The following is a 17,059-nucleotide window of genomic DNA, read 5'->3' as shown; positions in this document are numbered from 1 at the left end:
ATCAAACAGATTCACCCATAGCGAACCCGCATGGGCGGTGTCAACGATTTTTAGAATCATTGTTGGGCCAAAAATCTGAAGGGACTTGCATGCGCTCAAAATGAGAATAGAAAAAAGGCTGTCGCAGCTTCACGTGTCGAACGAAAAACGCAACAGCCCGGAAAAAGGGGAATCGTGGCAAACGTCGCTCTTTAAAAATGGCCTCTCCGACCGACGCGGATGCTCTAAAATGAGAACCCCGCCTCTAGAAACGGACCGCTGAAGGCAACATCCGCCAACCTTGCCGTTTCGGCGGCTTCATCTGCCGAAAAACCGAGTACGCCGTCCGAGACGGCACCTGCATGATTGGATCACCAGTTGCCCCGTTGTTTATTGGGCCACCCTTAATTTTTGCAATGCCTGTTCCGCCGCAATGGTGATCGGCTCGGCACTGGGTTCTGATGAAATATCCGGGTTGCAAGCGGAAGTAAAGGTGGTCAGTTCGCCGATAGTCCGCCTGCCAAGGATGAAGGCGCTGATCGCATCGATCTCCCTGGATGGTCCGATGGTGTGGCTGACGATCTGGCCGCCGATCAGTCGCTGGCTCTTTTTTTCAAACACCAGCTTGATCTTCCAGGGCAGCATACCCGGTATCATGGCGTGCTTGCTGCGGGAATCGACCACGGCGCAGACGGTGTCGAACCCGTGCCGTTTGGCATCCGTTTCGGTGAGACCGGTGGCCGTGACGACCAGGTCGAACATCTGGCACCCGCCGGCATTGAGCACGCCGGGGAACTGGATATCGTAACCGGCCAGCCGTTTGGCGGCCAGACGGCCCTGCATCACCGCCGGGCCCCTAAGCCGTCCGCCTTCGGGTTTACCGGTAATGAAATTGATTTTTTCGACACAGTCCCCGCCGGCAAGAATATCCGGATCGGAGGTTTCCTGATAGGAGTTGACCTTGATGCCAAACTGGCCCATCTCCAGGCCGACGGCCTCGGCCAGTTGGGTGTTCGGTCGGACCCCCACGTTGATGAACACCATATCCGCATCAAGGGTTTTTCCCGAATCGAGTTCCACCCCGGAGACCTTGCCATCGCTGCCAAGGATTTTACTGACCTTCTCGCCGGTCAAAATGGTAAAGCCTTTTTGGCTCAGATATTCAGCCACAGGTACGGCCATATCGGGGTCCAGCATTAGGGGAAGCGGACGGTCCATCAATTCCACGATGGTGATTTCCCGTGGATGGTTGGGATCCGCTGCGAGCAGGGACGCAATTTCAAGGCTGATGAATCCCGCTCCCACAAACAGCAGGTGTTTGGGGTTTTTCTCAGCGATGTATGCCCTTATTTTTTCGGCATCGGCAGCACTACGAAGGGAGAGGACACCATCGAGTTCGCGGCCTTCGATGGGGGGAATGAAAGAGCTGGCGCCCATAGCGAGAAAAAGTTTGTCATAGCCCAGCTCGCGGCCATCCGACAAGCGAACCCGTTTTTTGGCGGCATCCACGTGGGAGACTTCGTCAACGACCACATGAAGACCGGCGCCTTCGAGCATCTTGTCAGGAACCACAATGGACTCCGGGGTGGCCAGACCGGCCACGACATGAGGCAATGCTCATCGGACAATAAAACAGGTCTCCTTTCGGATTATCGTTACATCCACGTCCGGCATCAGCTTCTTGGCCATCATGGCCGCCGGGCCGCCGGCACCGCTGCAGCCGACAATTACCAGATGTTCACCTTTCTTCATGTTTTCTCCCTTCACTGTCTGGATCGGTTAAAATCCCCATTGAGCCGATATGGCCAGAATGAACGGATCTTAATGAACACGAAAACAACCTGAATTGCAAGCATATCCTCAAAATCAGGGTCAGACATTGAAGCGGAAGTTGATGATATCGCCGTCGCAAACGTTGTAGGTCTTGCCCTCCAACCGCACCGTGCCTTTTTTACGGGCCTCGGCATAAGTCCCTGCCACCATGAGGTCGTCGTAAGCCAGCACCTCGGCCCGGATGAATCCTTTTTTGATGTCCGAGTGAATCACCTCGGCCGCATCCACGGCCTCGGTATCCCGGCCGATGGTCCAGGCCCGCACTTCGTCTTCCCCCACGGTAAAAAATGAGATCAGGCCCATCAGGTCGTAGGAACGCTGAATGACCCGGTCCGTGGCCGACGCGGTGATGTTGAACTCGGTCAGAAACTCCTGTGCATCCTCGTCGGACATCTGGGCCAGTTCCTGCTCCAGCTTGGCCCGGATCACCATGCATTCCTCCCCGTCGGGCAGTGATGCGGCATCGGGCAGGGCATCATCCTCATCCTCGTTGTTGAAGAGGATCAGCATGGGTTTGGCGGAGAGAAAGGCGAATCCGCGCAGCAGTTTGGCCGTGACGATATCGGGAAACCGGCGAAGGGGTGTTTCGTTGTCCAGATGTTCCTTGCAGCGCTCCAGCAGGGCGACCTCCTCGGGGCTGGGTTTTTTACCCCTGCGCTCGTCCAGGGCCAGGCGTTCCAAGCGCTTTTCGACCACGACCAAATCGGATATAATCAATTCCTGATCGATGGCGGCCATATCTTCCCTGGGCGTGGGCGCACCGAAGCCGTAGCCGCTGAAATGGCGCACCGCGTGTATCAGGGCGTCGCAATCCCTCACCTGGGTCCATATGCTCTGATCCTTCTTGGCGGCTCCGCCGTGATCCCCTTTACCGGGCAGAAAATACTCCACCTGGGTAAATATGGTTTTGCGGGGATGGTACATGTCGCTGAGAATCTCCACCCGCTTGTCCGGGACGGTGATCGTGCCGATACGACTTTCCTGGCGGTTGCCGTCGGCGGCGACGCTGCGGGTCAAGGCTTCGAAAACAGTCGTTTTGCCCGACTGGGGGAGGCCGATGATGCCGAGTCTCATTTGCTTGCTCCTGCGGTTTCATTCAATTAGCAAATCGGTTTGGCCTTCTCATATCCGGGTACATCCGTCAAGGCAAACAAAAAAGGCCGGCGATTTGAAAAACCATTGTAAAAAGGATATGAATCGGCAATGGATTACCATCGTTCATCGGTTCCCTGGAATACGCGTGCCCTCTGGCAGGAGGCCAATGCCTCCCTGGCGACCACTGTGCGGCAAAACCGGTCGGTAATCGCGGAATCCCGCCGGCAGGCCCACCAGATCAAGTGCCTTCTTGAATTGACCTTTCCCCACATGGACCGCTTGTGCCGGACGTCCTGTCCCGATTGCACGGACATCTGCTGCCAGCGGGCGTGGATATGGGCCGATTTCAAGGACCTTCTCTTCTGCCACCTGGCCGGCATCCCGGTGCCCGATCGGCAGCTGCTGGGCCGGCAGGAAGACCACTGCCGTTACGGAGGCCCTGCCGGCTGCCGGCTGGAACGGATCCGGCGCCCCTTTGTCTGCACCTGGTACCTGTGCCCGGCTCAGACCCAACGCCTGCGAAAAGAGCCGGCGGAATTGCAGACCATCCAGGAAACCCTCAGGCAAATTAAAGGATTGCGGCAAAAGATGGAAAGGTCATTTATCCGGGCAGTGACCTGAACCGGGAGGCACCGATTCATTGGCGTAATCGACGCCGTTGCAGAAGCCGAAGGGCTTCAGAGTCAAGGCGCCAAGGGAAAAGCCATAGTAATTCTACTGCGCGCCCTTGGCAACACAGGATCTGGAGTCCTCCGGCTTCTGCAACTATGGGGTAATCTCTTCCTTGAGCATACAGCAGGCAATTTTATAAGGCTGCTTGCCGCCCGCGGCAGGGGGGAGGTTGCGCGGCTGAATGATGTGGTTCATGACGCATCCCTCGGGGATGAGCAGGGGAAACAGATCCGACTCGTTGACTTTGGCGCTCTCCACCAGGCGGTCGTCGCGGATTTCCAGGCTGTGCAGCGGGTAATCCTCGCACAGCGGGCACCGATAGACCCGGCCGTTGGGGAAAATGAAGTAGTTGTCCGCCACCAGCCCCGCGCATTCAAATGGCTCGTCCGGATCCAGGAACACCTTGGGGAAGGTAACGGTGATGCCCCGGCGGGCGGCGGCTTCGGCCACCGGCGGAATCACCGCCAGCCAAGTGTCCCGGTCCACCTGGGAAAGGGTCTCCACCTGCTGGGCATCGCCAGCCCACTGCCCCCGCACCCCGATGACCTGGATGAAGAAGCGGTCCACACCCAGTTCCGCCAGCAGGGGAGGCATCCGCTGCAGATGGTCGATGTTGGCCCGGCTCACCGTATAGATGAGGCTGACGGCAAAACCACGCGTCTTGGCTGCCGCAATGCCCTGGGTGCACTGCCTGTAACTGCCGTCGCCGCGCAGGGGGTCGTTGACCGACGGGTCGGGACCGTCCAGGCTGAAGCTGAAGTAATCCACTTCGTCGGGCGTCACCCGGTTCAGGATGTCGTGAAAAAGGTAGCCGTTGGTGTCGATGGTCACCGATGCGTAGCCCAGCCGTCGGGACTGTTTCACGGCAGTGGGCAGATCCGGGTGCAGGGTGGGTTCGCCGCCCAAAAAAATCACGTTGGGCGATGGATGCCGATGGGCAAAAAGGGTCAGCCACCGGTCGATGGTATCGATGTCAAGCGTATTCCGGCCGTGCTGATCGGGGTTGATGTAGCAATGGCGGCAACGAAGATTGCAGCGGGTAAGGAGATGGAAAAAGATGTTGGCCGACCGACGGGTGAATGAAACGGTTTTTCGCATAGGGTCATGCCCGCCCTACATCGATTTCATGAAATTTTCCAGGTCCGCATCGTCGTCCGCATCCACGTTTGGACTGGCTGCGCCGCCCAGGCGCCGCACCTCTTTTTTGGCCCGGATCAGTTCTTCGTTGGTGAGACGCAGGCGATAGGTCATATATTCGGCGAAAATACGGTAGAGCAGAAGCAAAAAATCCAAACGCTCGTCCTTTTGCTCGGAAGTGGAGAGCCGGTTGCCGGCCGAGGTGTCCACGGCCAGGCAGATGGTATTCCCATCGGACAGCACCGTGGCGCTGCGCGTCTGGTCGTCGATGATGCGCATTTCTCCGAAAATTTCACCTTTTTTACTGATGGTGCTGATCTCTTCGCCTTCTTTGGTGATTCTGATTTTGCCGGACAGCAGAAAGTAGAGCCAGGGATCCATGTCGCCTTCCTGGATTATGGTCTCACCGTCTTCGTATTGGCGGATCTTGCTGAGGCGAAGCAGCTTGCCCAGATTGCGGGTTTCAAAATGCTTCAGCGCCGAGATGGACATGAGCCGCTGGATATTCTCGATATTTTCCTTCAGGTATTTGGACTCGATCATGAAATCCCCCTAGGCGATAATGAATCGTTGATGGTCCGAAGCAATGTATTCTAATGTGACGGTGCAAGAAAGGCAAGCTTCATGGTCATCATCTATTTAACAGAGACCGCCTGTCAATATCCAGATCTCAAATGACGGTTATGTTTTTTACCGGATAAAAACCTTTATTTCATTTCCATGCAGTGCTTGGACAGATTTTCATCGAACTGGACCGGGTAGCACCCGTCGAAGCAGGCTTTGCAGAATTGGTTCTCCGGGTTGTCGATGCCGGTGGAGGAGAGCAGCCCTTCCAGGCTGAGATAGTACAGGGAGTCCAGGCCCAGGTGGTCGCGGAGCTCCTCGACGGTCATTCTGGCGGCGATCAGTTCCCCCTTGGTGGAAAAATCGATGCCGTAATGGCAGGGAAACCGATGGGCCGGTCCGCTTACCCGCAGATGGACCCGTTTGACCCCCAATTCCCGAAGGGCCTTGACGCGCGTCTTTACCGTTGTGCCCCGGATAATCGAATCTTCGATGATAATAATGTCCTTGCCTTTGAGCAGTTCTTTGATGGGATTGAGTTTTACCCGGACCCCAAAATCCCGCATGCTCTGGGTGGGCTGGATAAAAGTTCGTCCCACGTAGTGATTGCGGATCATGCCGGCCTCGAAGGGGATGCCCGAGGCTTCCGAATACCCCAGGGCCGAATACGTCCCCGAATCGGGAAAGGGCATGACCAGGTCCGCTTCCACCGGAGACTCTTCGGCCAGCCGTCGGCCGTGGGCTTTTCTCGTGAGGTAGACGTTGTGGCCGAAAAAGGTGCTGTCCGGTCGGGCGAAGTAGATGAACTCGAAAATACAGAACGACCGGCGCTTGGGGGTTTTGGTGTGGATGCTTTTGACCCCCTCGCTGTTGATGATAACAATCTCACCCGGATCCAGTTCGCGGACAAATTCCGCCTGAACCAGATCCAGGGCGCAGGTTTCCGATGCCAGCACCCACGTGCCATTGAGTTTTCCCAGGCACAGGGGACGGAAGCCATGGGGGTCTTTGATGCCGATGAGTTCTCCCCGGCTGGTGAGCACCACCATGGAAAAGGCCCCTTTCAGCCGGGCCACCGATGCTTTCAGCGCCTCCTCGAAGCCCAGATTGAGATTGCGCACGAATAGGTGCAGAAACACCTCGCTGTCCATGGTGGTCTGGAAAATGGAGCCGGTATCTTCCAGTTCCGCTTTCAAATGGTGGGCATTGACCAGGTTGCCGTTGTGGGCCACGGCATAGGCCCGCTGGCGGTGTCGCGCCACGAGAGGCTGGGCGTTGGCCACCACCGAGCTGCCGGTGGTGGAATAGCGCACGTGGCCGATGGCGCTGGAGCCGTTCAGCTCATCCAGAATGTCCATATCGAAGACGTCGGGAACCAGCCCCATCCCCTTGTACTCGTCGATGGCGCCAGCATCGGCGACGGCAATGCCGGCGCTCTCCTGTCCGCGGTGCTGGAGGGCGTAGAGTCCGAAATAACACATTTTTGAGGCATCCGGGTGGTTGAACGCCCCGAAAAGGCCGCAGGCTTCGCGGGGTTTGTCATCGCCAATAAATTCCCGGCTTATGGTCGGTGATGGTTTCATGGTCTTTTGCCTTGCAGGGCTGGAGGTTGAACAGGGGGGCCGGTGTGGCCCGCTACCCATGGTAATCCTGAATGGCCTTCACTTCAAAAGATTTTTCTCTCAATGCAGAGACCGCCCGGCACACCGCCAGCGCTCCGGCGGTGGTGGTGGCGTAGGGCACCTTGAACTTGAGGGCCGAACGACGAATGGTATAGCCGTCCCGGCGGGGTTCGTCACCGGTGCCGGTGTTGATGATCAGCTGTATCCGGCCATTTTTAATGGCGTCGGCGGCATGGGGTTGGCCCTGGGATACTTTGTTGATCCGTTCAGCCGGAATGCCGTTGGCAGAAAGATGGGACCATGTACCGTCGGTGGCCAGAATATCGAATTCCATGTCGGCAAATTGCTTGGCCACGGGCAGGACGTCCGCCTTGTCTTCATCGCCCACACTGATGAAAACCGTTCCGGACAGGGGCAGGCGCTGACCAGCTCCCAACTGAGCCTTGGCATAGGCCAGGCCGAAATCGGTCCCGATGCCCATCACCTCCCCGGTGGATTTCATCTCCGGCCCCAGCAGGGTGTCCACATCCGGAAACCGGTCGAAGGGAAGCACCGCCTCCTTGACCGACATGTGGCGGGGAACCACCTCCCGGGTGAGCCCCAGTTCGGCCAAAGTTTTCCCCAGCATGACTTTTGTGGCCAGCTTGGCCAGGGGAACACCGGTGGCCTTGCTGACGAAGGGTATGGTTCGGGAAGCCCGGGGGTTGACCTCGATCACATAAAGCTGGTTGTCTTTGACGGCGTACTGGACGTTCATCAGCCCCACCACCTTCAGCTCGGCGGCCATGGCCTTGGTGGCGGTGGTGATCTGAGCCATCATGTCACTGCCGATACTGTAGGGGGGCAGCACGCAGGCGGAGTCCCCGCTGTGGACCCCGGCCGCCTCGATGTGTTCCATGATGCCGCCGATGATAGTGGCGGTACCGTCACAAATGGCGTCCACATCCACTTCCATGGCCGCTTCCAGAAATTTGTCGATGAGCACCGGATGATCCGGGGAGGCCAGAATGGCCAGACGGGTAAAATTCTCCATGTCTTTGGGATCGTAGACGATTTTCATGGCCCGGCCGCCGAGGACGAAGGAGGGGCGGACAATCACCGGATAGCCAATGGCGTCGGCGATCGTCAGGGCCTCGGGGATGGACAGGGCCGTTCCGTTGGCCGGCTGCATAAGGCTCAGCTTTTTGAGCATGGCCTGGAACAGCTCCCGGTCTTCGGCCCGGTCGATGCTTTCCGGCTGGGTGCCCAAGATGGGGACGCCCTCTGCGTGCAGCGGGGTGGAGAGATTCAGCGGGGTCTGGCCGCCGAACTGGACGATGACGCCGTCAGGCTTTTCCTTCTCCACGATGTGCAGCACATCCTCGCGGGTCAGCGGCTCGAAGTAGAGCTTGTCCGATGTATCGTAGTCCGTGCTCACCGTTTCCGGATTGCTGTTGACCATGATGCTCTCCACACCCATTTCCCGCAGGGCAAAAGAGGCATGCACGCAGCAGTAGTCGAACTCGATGCCCTGGCCGATGCGGTTGGGGCCGCCGCCCAGGATCATCACTTTCTTGCGGTCGGACACCCGGGCCTCGCATTCGGTTTCATAGGTGGAATAGTAGTAGGGGGTGGCGGCTCGGAATTCAGCCGCGCAGGTATCCACGAGCTTATATACCGGCCGGATACCCAGGTCCTTGCGTCTCCGTTCCATCACTTTTTCCGTGCTGCCGGTGAGATGGGCGATCTGAAAGTCGGAAAAGCCGAAAGCTTTGGCGCGGGTCAACTGGTCGCCGGTGAGGGTGGACAGGCGGTCATCTGCCGGGTTCCCAGGCCGGCCGGCCGTCTTCACGGCCTGAATCAAATCCAGCTCCATGCGGAAGATCTGCTCCAGCTGGTAAAGAAACCAGGGATCGATGGCGGTCATCTGGTAAATCGTCTCGATGGACATGCCCGCTTGAAGGGCATGACGCAAGTAAAATAGCCGCTGGGAGTTGGGAATGACCAGCTTCTGTTCGATCTCGTCCAGGCTGGGTGGCGCGCCATCCGCCTCCGGGCGGTCCCTGCCGTCGGCACCGAAACCGAAGCGGCCGATTTCCAGGGACCGCAGGCCCTTTTGAAAAGCCTCTTTGAAGGTCCGGCCGATGGCCATGGTTTCACCCACCGACTTCATGGCGGTAGTCAGCAGGTCCTGGGTTTCCGGAAATTTTTCAAACGTCCACCGGGGAATTTTAACCACGCAGTAATCCAGGGTGGGCTCGAAGGAAGCCAGGGTTTCGCCGGTAATATCATTGGGAATTTCGTCCAGGGTGTAGCCGACGGCCAGCTTGGCGGCAATCTTGGCGATGGGAAAACCCGTGGCCTTGGAGGCCAGCGCGCTGCTCCGCGACACCCGGGGGTTCATCTCCACGACGATCATGTCCCCGTTTTGCGGATTGACGGCAAACTGGACATTGGAGCCGCCGGTATCCACGCCGATCTCACGCATGATGGCCAGGGAGGCATCCCGCATCGTCTGATACTCCCGGTCCGTAAGGGTCTGGGCCGGGGCAACGGTGATGGAATCGCCGGTGTGCACCCCCATGGGGTCCAGGTTCTCGATGGAGCAGATGATAACCACATTGTCGGCGTGGTCCCGCATCACTTCCAGCTCGTATTCCTTCCACCCCAGCACCGATTCTTCCAGCATCACCTGATGGGTGAGACTGGCGTCCAGGCCCGATTTGGCAATGTTTTCCAGGTCCTCGGGGTTGTAAGCTACCCCTCCGCCGGTACCGCCCAAGGTATAGCTGGGCCGGATGATCAGCGGAAAACCGATCTCTTCGGCAATGACGCGGGCCTCTTCCATGGAGTTGGCGATACCGCTGTGGGGAATGCGAAGGCCGATACGATGCATGGCCTCACGGAAGCGGTCCCGGGATTCGGCCTTTTCGATGGCATCCAGCGAGGCACCGATCAGTTCCACGCCGAATTTTTCCAACGTTCCCTGTCGGGCCACTTCAACGGCGGTGTTCAACCCGGTCTGTCCGCCCAGGGTGGGCAGCAGGGCGTCGGGACGTTCCTTTTCGATGATCTTGGCCACGGCTTCGGGGGTAACCGGTTCGATGTATGTGCGATCCGCCGTTTCAGGGTCGGTCATGATGGTGGCCGGATTAGAATTCACCAGCACCACCTCGTAGCCTTCTTCTTTGAGGGCCTTGCACGCCTGGGTGCCGGAGTAGTCGAATTCGCAAGCCTGGCCGATGATGATGGGGCCGGCGCCGATAATAAGGATTTTATGGATGTCCGTGCGTTTGGGCATTTATATCAGGGTAGAATCCAGAAGTTGGGTTGGTTACGTATCCGTCTACCTTTTTCAGGCGGTTTTCATCATGGCCCTGAACTGATCGAACAGGTAGGCCGCATCGTGGGGCCCCGGAGATGCCTCCGGATGGTATTGGACTGAAAAGGCCGGCAACCGGCGGTGCCGGATACCCTCCACGGTGTTGTCGTTGAGATTGATATGGGTGACTTCGACGGCATCTGCACCCAGGCTATCCATATCCACGGCGAATCCGTGATTCTGGGAGGTGATCTCCACCTTGCCGGTAACCAGATTCTTGACGGGCTGGTTGGCGCCACGGTGTCCGAATTTCAATTTGTAGGTACGCCCGCCCAGAGCCAGGCCCAGGATCTGGTTGCCCAGACAGATGCCGAAGATAGGCAGCCGACCCAGCAGCTCTTTAACGGTCCGGACACCGTAGACGACCGGCTCCGGATCGCCGGGACCATTGGAGAGAAAGAGGCCGTCGGGCGCCATGTCCATAATGGCCGAGGCATCGGTTGCCGCCGGCACGATAACGACTTCGCACCCCACGCGTTCCAGACAGCGGGCAATGTTGTACTTGAGGCCGAAATCAATGGCCACCACCGAGGGACGATCCCCCCGGTGCCGCCATATACCGGCATCCAGCTTCAACTCATCCGCCAGCGATTCGGGCTTGCCGCCGTTCCAGCGGTAAGGCCTGGCGGTGGTGACGTCCCGGGCAAGGTCCATGCCCTCCATGCGGGGAATGGCATTGGCCCGCCGTTTCAGGGATTCGGGATCCAGATCCGTGGTGGAGATGACGGCGCGCATGGCGCCGCCGTTTCGGATGTGGCGGGTCAGTGCCCGGGTATCCAGTCCTTCGACACCCAGCACGTCTTGACCGGCCAGGTAGTCGGCAAGGGACCGGGTAGATCTGAAGTTGCTGGGAAACGGCTGATACTCCTTGACCAGAAAAGCGGCCACCTGGATCTTGGCGGACTCCACATCTTCGTCGTTGACGCCGTAGTTGCCCACCAGCGGATAGGTCATGGTGACCATCTGGCCACTGTAGGACGGGTCGGTAAGCACCTCCTGGTAGCCGGTCATGCTGGTGTTGAACACCAGCTCACCGCAGGCTTCTCCCGAACCGGTAAAGGACCGGCAGGCAAAGGTGCGGCCGTCTTCGAGTGTCAATCGTGCTTCCATTGGTATCCGTCTTGCTGCACGGTTCTGGTTTGCCGCGCACCTATAAAGTTCTGTGGTCAATTACCACATCTGACCGGCAAATCAACCCCCTAAAAAAGGCAGGCACACGGGCCTGCCTCTTTTGTCAGCGGGTTGGGAAACGGCATCAGCCCATTGGGGTATTTTCCACCAGGTCCCAGATGCCGCAGGGACATGCACCGGCGCAAAACCCGCAACCGATGCAGCGGTCCGGGTTGACCACATATTCGAAGTCGGCACCCTCCAAGGCCTTCCGGCTGATGGCCGCCTCCGGGCACATGGCCACGCAGATACCGCAATCCCGGCAGGTGCCGCAGGAGGAACACTGGGAACCGCACTGGTCGATATCCTCATACTGAATAATCCGGGGGTCCAGGTATTCCAGGGAAATGCGGTTGAGGTCGATAACCATCTTCCGATCCGCGCCGGGCCGCTTACCGGCCAGAATTTCCGAGATGGTTTCAGCCGCCCGCCTGCCGGCGCCGATGGCGTCGGTAAGCAGGCCGGGCCGCACCGCGTCGCCGATGGCGTAAACTTTGGGGTTGGAAGTCTGGTAATCCTCATTGACCGCCACGAAACCGCGTGCGGTAGCCACATCGTCGGGCAGAAACTCCAGATCCGGAGCGTCGCCGATGGATACGACCACCGTGTCGGCGGGGATTAGTTCTCCGGTTTCCAGTTCCACGCCCTTGTCGGTAATCCGGCGGGTGAAAACCGGCCAACGGAAAACGGCGCCCGCCGCCTCGGCGTCTTCACGCTCCTTGCCGAAACTGGCCGGCTCCTGGACGTCCAGCAGGGTGATCTGAGCGGCGCCCAGTCGGGCCGCCTCGGTGGCTACGTCGCAGCCCACGTTGCCCGCACCGATGATTGCCACCCGATTGCCCGGTTTGACCCGGTTTTTTTTGGCTTCGGACAGAAAGTCCATGGCCGTGATTAATCGTTCCTTGCCCGGGACAGGCAGCGTCCTCGGCTTCTGGGCGCCGGCGGCAATGATCACGAAATCATAATCGGCGATCAGTTGGGCGGTATCGGACCGGTTCAGCCGCTGCTGGAGATGAACGTGGGGAATCGCCTCAGCGGCCCGTGCCAGTTCCTTCTCCACCACATCGGCGGGAATTCGGCTGCTGGGAATCACCGACGCGATCTTGCCTCCCAGGGTGGGCGCGTTGTCGAACACCACCGCCTCATGGCCCATGCGCCGCAGTTGCCAGGCCGTGGAAATACCGGCAGGCCCGCCACCGACCACGGCGATACGCTTGCCGGAAAGAGGCGGCAGCTCCGGCAGTCTGGCATTGATGCTGGCCCGGCCCAGTTGAGACACATCTACCGGCGTCATGAAGGCCGATCCTTTGGTACAGGCGGTCATGCAGGGATGGGGGCACAAGTAACCGCACACGGAGGCAGGAAAGGGGGTGAAGGCCAGGGCCAGGTCCACAGCCTCATCCACCCGTCCCTCACGCACCAGCCGCCAGCGTTCCTGAACCGGGATCCCCGACGGGCAGGTGGCTTCACAGGGGGCCTTGAATTTACGGTTTTCCCATACCGGGACGAAGCGCCGCAGATCGCCGTGGGTAATCAACGGGATGGCGCTGCGGTCAAGGTCGGTGAGATCGCCGACGATACCGCCTTTGCCCAGTTTTTCATCCCAGACGGTTTTCCTGAAATCGGCCATGGAACGCCGTTCGACGCCCTTTTTTTCCTGAGGCGACCGGGCGGCGACGAGCTGCCATTCGTCGCGGACCGTCAGGGTCTCCAGCAGTTCCAACCGGTCGATGGCCGTCAGAAACGTTTCAAGCCCGTCGGTCAGCCATGCCCAGGTGTCCTCATCGATGGGAACCATCTTGGCATCGGCCTGGCTGAAGCCCTGATGGGCGCCGCGAAACAGCACCCGCCCCCCCACCATGCCCACCATGGGGCGGTAACCCAGGACATTTTCCAGATTCTGGGGGGCGTGACCGCAGATCACGGCGACACCGCCGGCCATGAATTCGGCAAAATAGTCCCCGGCGGAACCCAGCACCCAGAGCTGGGGCGGTTCGAAGCGGGGGTTGTACTTGGTCATCGTCATGCCCCGGGCGCCGATATTGCCGGCAATGTACACCTTTCCCTGGGCCATGCCGTTGGCCACCCCGTTGGAGGCGTGGCCATGAACCGTGATCGTCGCACCGGCATTGAGCCAGCCCACGTCGTCCGATGCCGGTCCCAGCACATCGATGAAGGTGCCCGGATAACCCATGGATCCCAGGCGCTGGCCTGCATGACCGTCGATCGTTATATGCACCGGCTCACCATTGGTTTTCCAGATGCGACCGCCGATGCCGTGCTGACCAAAGGCATGAACGATCAACTGACGATGGCCCGCTTCCACGGCCTGTTGAATCCGTTCTTCTACAACCCGTGAGGCCAGGCGTTCTCCGTCACACTTTCCCATTATATTCAAAGGTTGTCTGTTTTCCGTCATCACATATTCTCCGGGTCAATGCAAAAAGGTGCTTAGGTTGTTAACCCATAGGCTGTAGGCTGTGGTAACAATTAACTTTGCTGCCGGTTTTTTCTTCAGCCTAAACCACTACAGCCTGCCACCCTGTTTACACCACATACTTGATGCTGAGCCGCTGGGCGGCATAGTAATCGCTGATGCCCAGGGCGTCCGACATGCCGATGGGCAGCGCCGTGGACCGGCCCAGAGGGGCCACAATTTTTTTCAGTTCCGTATCGAAAGCCAGGAAAAGATCCACCACCCGCTCGGCCACCTTTTCCACATCCAGGCGACGGTAGAGGCGCGGGTCCTGGGAGGTGATGCCGCGGGGGCAGCGGCCGATGTTACAGATGTTGCAGCGGTCCGTCTCCGAACCCAGGCAGCCGGCCGCCGCCTGCATGATGTATTTTCCGGTCTGGACGCCGCTGGCTCCCAGCATGATCAGGGCGGCGGCGTTGGCAGCCAGGTTCCCGCCTTTGCCCACGCCGCCGCCCGCGAACAGGGGGATCTCGTTCTGCATGCCCACCTTCACCAGGTTCAGATAGCCGTCCCGGATGTTGGTGGCGATGGGGTGACCCATGTGGTCCATGGAGACGTTGTAGGCGGCTCCGGTGCCCCCGTCCTCTCCGTCGATGGCCAAGCCACCGGCATAGGGGTTGCGGGTGAGGTTGTTGAGAACCGCCATAGCCGTTGAGGTGGCTGAAATTTTTGGATATACCGGCACCCTGAAGCCCCAGGCCATGTACATGGACTGGATCATCTTGGCCACCGACTCCTCGATGGAGTATTGGGTCTGGTGGGTGGGCGGGCTGGGCAGGCTGACTCCCGGCGGAACCCCGCGGATAGCGGCAATTAATTTGTTGACTTTATGCCACATGAGCAGGCCCCCGTCGCCGGGTTTGGCCCCCTGGCCGTACTTGATCTCGATGGCGCAGGGATCTTCCACCATCTCGGGAATGGCGTGAATGATTTCATCCCACCCGAAATAACCGCTGGCGATCTGCAGAATCACGTATTTCAGAAAGGGGCTTCGCAACAGGCGCGGCGGGCAGCCGCCTTCGCCGGTGCACATGCGCACCGGCATGCCTAATTCCTCGTTGAGATATGCCACCCCCATCTGCAGCCCCTCCCACATGTTGGGAGAAAGGGCGCCGAAGCTCATTCCACCGATGATCAGGGGATAGATCTCCCGAACCGGCGGAATCCACCCGTTTTCATTCAAGAACTTCAGACTCTGCTCCGGCGGCAGAACACGGCCCAACAACGTCCGCAGTTCGAATTCATGCCGTCCGGCATCCAAGGCGGGGTCTGTTAGCATGGAAATGCGGATGAACTTGATCTGGTCCAAGATGCCCCCGGGTACGTTGCGCCGGCCGCCGCGGCTGCGGGGCTGACCGCCGCGGTTGATGTGGAACCGGAGCTTGTCCGCTTCATCGGACCGCATGGGGAAAATGGCGTCGTTGGGGCACACCAGACTGCAGGTCGCGCAACCCACACAGGCATAGGCCGGATCGGTCTTCTGGCGGATGCCATGGTAAACATCGAAATTGCTGGAGGGGTTGCCCTGGGGCTCCAGGGAGACCTTGATTTGCCGCTTGCGGAACACACCCAGTTCGATGGCATTCACCGGGCATACGGCCGTACAACGGCCACACAGGGTGCACTTGTCCTTGTGCCAGAGGATCTGCCAGGGCAGATCTTTCACGCTTAATGTAGAAGGGGTAATGGCTGCGTTTGGCTGCATATGGAAACCTCCTGGCGCTCCGGCCCGACAATGACCGTGTCCAGATGCATGGGTTGAAAGTCTTTGCTCTTGTCTCGATCGGGAACCGCAAAGTCCAGACCGCAGATTTCAGAAGAGAAGGCGTAGCGTCCGGGTCGTCCGCCCACTACCCCGGGGCGCAGTTTCTTACGGTCCTGGACCATGAAGAGACTGTGGTCCGGCAAACATCCAATGACACAGTTGGGCCCGTCGATAATCAGGCGACGGCACGAATGCTTGAGCTGTTTAAGAAGGTCTTTGTTGGGATGGTCCGCAATTGCGGCATCCTGCAGCGGAGTAATGATATGCTTGTATGCCGAAATACCAAGACCCAGCCGGGTTTGGGAGTAGTGCAGGATATGGGTGAAGACCTCCGAGTCGCTCTGGTAGCCCGAGTAACCGGGAAAGTTGCGGGACAGCAGAAACTCCCGGACGGGAGTGAATGCCGTGCATTCCCCGTTGGTCATGGAGGCATAGCCCTGGATGAAAAACGGGTGGCAGGCATACAGGTTGATGGCGTAGTTGGTGTTCTGCCGTCCCTGGGCCATGATGACCCGGGCCTGCAGCTCCTTGCGGTCCAGCTTCAGGTAGTGGGCCACCTGCAGAGGATCGCCGATTTCCTTGAGCATGATCACGTCCGGCCAGAAGGAGAAAACGATCATGTCATGCTTCTCCTCACCCATGACCCGCAGTCGGAGGCGAATCTCCAGCAGCTTCTCGTAGAGGGCTTCTTTGGGATAGTCATCCCACTCCTCTGGATACTCGTAGGCCCGGATCAGGTAAATGTCCCGCTTGGGAACACCGGGGGGCGGGGTTTTGGGTACCTTGATGGTGATCTTGTATTTGGTCATGAACCCGATATCCATCATGAAGGCGTCCAGCCGCCGCAATCCTGCTTCACTGAAGATGCCGGACAGGATAGGCGCGTCCTTGATCTCCTCGAAGGGTCCACCGAGGTCCCGCAGAAATAGACCGACACCGGATCCGTCGTGGCCTTCCCGCATGACGTCCATGGCTTCCAGGGCAATCATGGGAGAGACGGGGGTCTCACTGGTCATGGCAAACAGTCGGCACATGGTTGATACACTCCTTTGGCTGCCGTGGTAAAAGGTCCGTCATTGACCTGTCAATGACGGACCGGAATGGAACAAAAAAGCAAGTTGTATACCATAATATAGAACTCACTGAAATCCAATTGTATTGTAGCCTGGCGATTTGGCCACATCAATTTATAGAGCAAGTTTTTACATAACTGCAATATAATTTTGCCTTGAATGACAATATTGTAAAATAATGGACCGTTGTCCAGATATAGTCGTAACCTATCGAAAAAATACTGATCTTGGCAATTTTTGGGAAATCTGATATTGTTGGATTATGCCTGCTGCAACCCATTTAGCAGCGTTTTTCGGCCGGCATCGGCAACT

The 17,059-nt window shown here is 58.6% G+C and carries 12 protein-coding genes; 1 reads left to right on the top strand and 11 read right to left on the bottom strand.

Features of this window, described 5'->3' with window-relative positions; translation table 11 throughout:
- Positions 1-369: 369 nt before the first annotated feature.
- From ACHZBS_RS14015 to ACHZBS_RS14005, 3 genes are all read right to left on the bottom strand, one after another.
- Positions 370-1,593 carry an NAD(P)/FAD-dependent oxidoreductase gene (locus tag ACHZBS_RS14015; protein ID WP_394707990.1) on the bottom strand — a complete coding sequence of 408 codons (1,224 nt, stop codon included), beginning with the start codon at positions 1,591-1,593 and terminating at the stop codon, positions 370-372.
- 3 nt (positions 1,594-1,596) lie between these two features.
- Positions 1,597-1,731, bottom strand: coding sequence for a hypothetical protein (locus ACHZBS_RS14010; RefSeq protein ID WP_319407136.1), 135 nt, complete (start codon positions 1,729-1,731; stop codon positions 1,597-1,599).
- Positions 1,732-1,851: 120 nt separating this feature from the next.
- Positions 1,852-2,886: a DUF933 domain-containing protein gene (locus ACHZBS_RS14005; RefSeq protein WP_319407135.1), complete on the bottom strand. Its 1,035-nt coding sequence runs from the start codon at positions 2,884-2,886 to the stop codon at positions 1,852-1,854.
- Positions 2,887-3,015: 129 nt separating this feature from the next.
- Between ACHZBS_RS14005 and ACHZBS_RS14000 the strand changes: the two genes are divergently transcribed.
- On the top strand, positions 3,016-3,528 hold the full coding sequence (locus tag ACHZBS_RS14000; RefSeq protein WP_319407134.1) for a hypothetical protein: 513 nt from the start codon (positions 3,016-3,018) through the stop codon (positions 3,526-3,528).
- Positions 3,529-3,672: 144 nt separating this feature from the next.
- Here the strand turns inward: ACHZBS_RS14000 and ACHZBS_RS13995 are convergent, their stop codons facing one another.
- From ACHZBS_RS13995 to ACHZBS_RS13960, 8 genes are all read right to left on the bottom strand, one after another.
- The gene (locus ACHZBS_RS13995; protein ID WP_319407133.1) at positions 3,673-4,677 is read right to left on the bottom strand and encodes a radical SAM protein; all 1,005 of its coding nucleotides are present in this window, start codon (positions 4,675-4,677) and stop codon (positions 3,673-3,675) included.
- 15 nt (positions 4,678-4,692) lie between these two features.
- Positions 4,693-5,259 (bottom strand): cyclic nucleotide-binding domain-containing protein, encoded by a 567-nt coding sequence (locus ACHZBS_RS13990; RefSeq protein ID WP_319407132.1) that lies wholly within the window; start codon positions 5,257-5,259, stop codon positions 4,693-4,695.
- 164 nt (positions 5,260-5,423) lie between these two features.
- On the bottom strand, positions 5,424-6,863 hold the full coding sequence (gene purF, locus ACHZBS_RS13985; protein ID WP_319407131.1) for an amidophosphoribosyltransferase: 1,440 nt from the start codon (positions 6,861-6,863) through the stop codon (positions 5,424-5,426).
- 52 nt (positions 6,864-6,915) lie between these two features.
- Positions 6,916-10,182, bottom strand: coding sequence for a carbamoyl-phosphate synthase large subunit (carB, locus tag ACHZBS_RS13980; RefSeq protein WP_319407130.1), 3,267 nt, complete (start codon positions 10,180-10,182; stop codon positions 6,916-6,918).
- Positions 10,183-10,236: 54 nt separating this feature from the next.
- Positions 10,237-11,373 carry a glutamine-hydrolyzing carbamoyl-phosphate synthase small subunit gene (gene carA / locus ACHZBS_RS13975; RefSeq protein WP_319407129.1) on the bottom strand — a complete coding sequence of 379 codons (1,137 nt, stop codon included), beginning with the start codon at positions 11,371-11,373 and terminating at the stop codon, positions 10,237-10,239.
- A gap of 145 nt (positions 11,374-11,518) precedes the next feature.
- Positions 11,519-13,852 carry an FAD-dependent oxidoreductase gene (locus ACHZBS_RS13970; protein WP_319407128.1) on the bottom strand — a complete coding sequence of 778 codons (2,334 nt, stop codon included), beginning with the start codon at positions 13,850-13,852 and terminating at the stop codon, positions 11,519-11,521.
- Positions 13,853-13,979: 127 nt separating this feature from the next.
- On the bottom strand, positions 13,980-15,614 hold the full coding sequence (locus ACHZBS_RS13965; RefSeq protein WP_319407127.1) for a glutamate synthase-related protein: 1,635 nt from the start codon (positions 15,612-15,614) through the stop codon (positions 13,980-13,982).
- Complete coding sequence (locus ACHZBS_RS13960) at positions 15,578-16,708, bottom strand: glutamate synthase (RefSeq protein ID WP_319407126.1); 1,131 nt, start codon at positions 16,706-16,708, stop codon at positions 15,578-15,580. The genes ACHZBS_RS13965 and ACHZBS_RS13960 overlap by 37 nt, the downstream gene beginning before the upstream one ends.
- Between the last annotated feature and the right edge of the window lie 351 nt (positions 16,709-17,059).

This window comes from uncultured Desulfosarcina sp., from assembly GCF_963664155.2.
Classification (GTDB): domain Bacteria; phylum Desulfobacterota; class Desulfobacteria; order Desulfobacterales; family Desulfosarcinaceae; genus Desulfosarcina.
This window is presented reverse-complemented; position numbering and strand designations above follow the sequence as displayed.

Bases quoted from the DNA above. Each gene is read 5' to 3' on its own strand.
- ACHZBS_RS14010 (WP_319407136.1), bottom strand. From the start codon at position 1,731: ATGAAGAAAGGTGAACATCTGGTAATTGTCGGCTGCAGCGGTGCCGGC.
- ACHZBS_RS14005 (WP_319407135.1), bottom strand. From the start codon at position 2,886: ATGAGACTCGGCATCATCGGCCTCCCCCAGTCGGGCAAAACGACTGTT.
- ACHZBS_RS14000 (WP_319407134.1), top strand. From the start codon at position 3,016: ATGGATTACCATCGTTCATCGGTTCCCTGGAATACGCGTGCCCTCTGG.
- ACHZBS_RS13995 (WP_319407133.1), bottom strand. From the start codon at position 4,677: ATGCGAAAAACCGTTTCATTCACCCGTCGGTCGGCCAACATCTTTTTC.
- ACHZBS_RS13990 (WP_319407132.1), bottom strand. From the start codon at position 5,259: ATGATCGAGTCCAAATACCTGAAGGAAAATATCGAGAATATCCAGCGG.
- purF (WP_319407131.1), bottom strand. From the start codon at position 6,863: ATGAAACCATCACCGACCATAAGCCGGGAATTTATTGGCGATGACAAA.
- carB (WP_319407130.1), bottom strand. From the start codon at position 10,182: ATGCCCAAACGCACGGACATCCATAAAATCCTTATTATCGGCGCCGGC.
- carA (WP_319407129.1), bottom strand. From the start codon at position 11,373: ATGGAAGCACGATTGACACTCGAAGACGGCCGCACCTTTGCCTGCCGG.
- ACHZBS_RS13970 (WP_319407128.1), bottom strand. From the start codon at position 13,852: ATGACGGAAAACAGACAACCTTTGAATATAATGGGAAAGTGTGACGGA.
- ACHZBS_RS13965 (WP_319407127.1), bottom strand. From the start codon at position 15,614: ATGCAGCCAAACGCAGCCATTACCCCTTCTACATTAAGCGTGAAAGAT.
- ACHZBS_RS13960 (WP_319407126.1), bottom strand. From the start codon at position 16,708: ATGTGCCGACTGTTTGCCATGACCAGTGAGACCCCCGTCTCTCCCATG.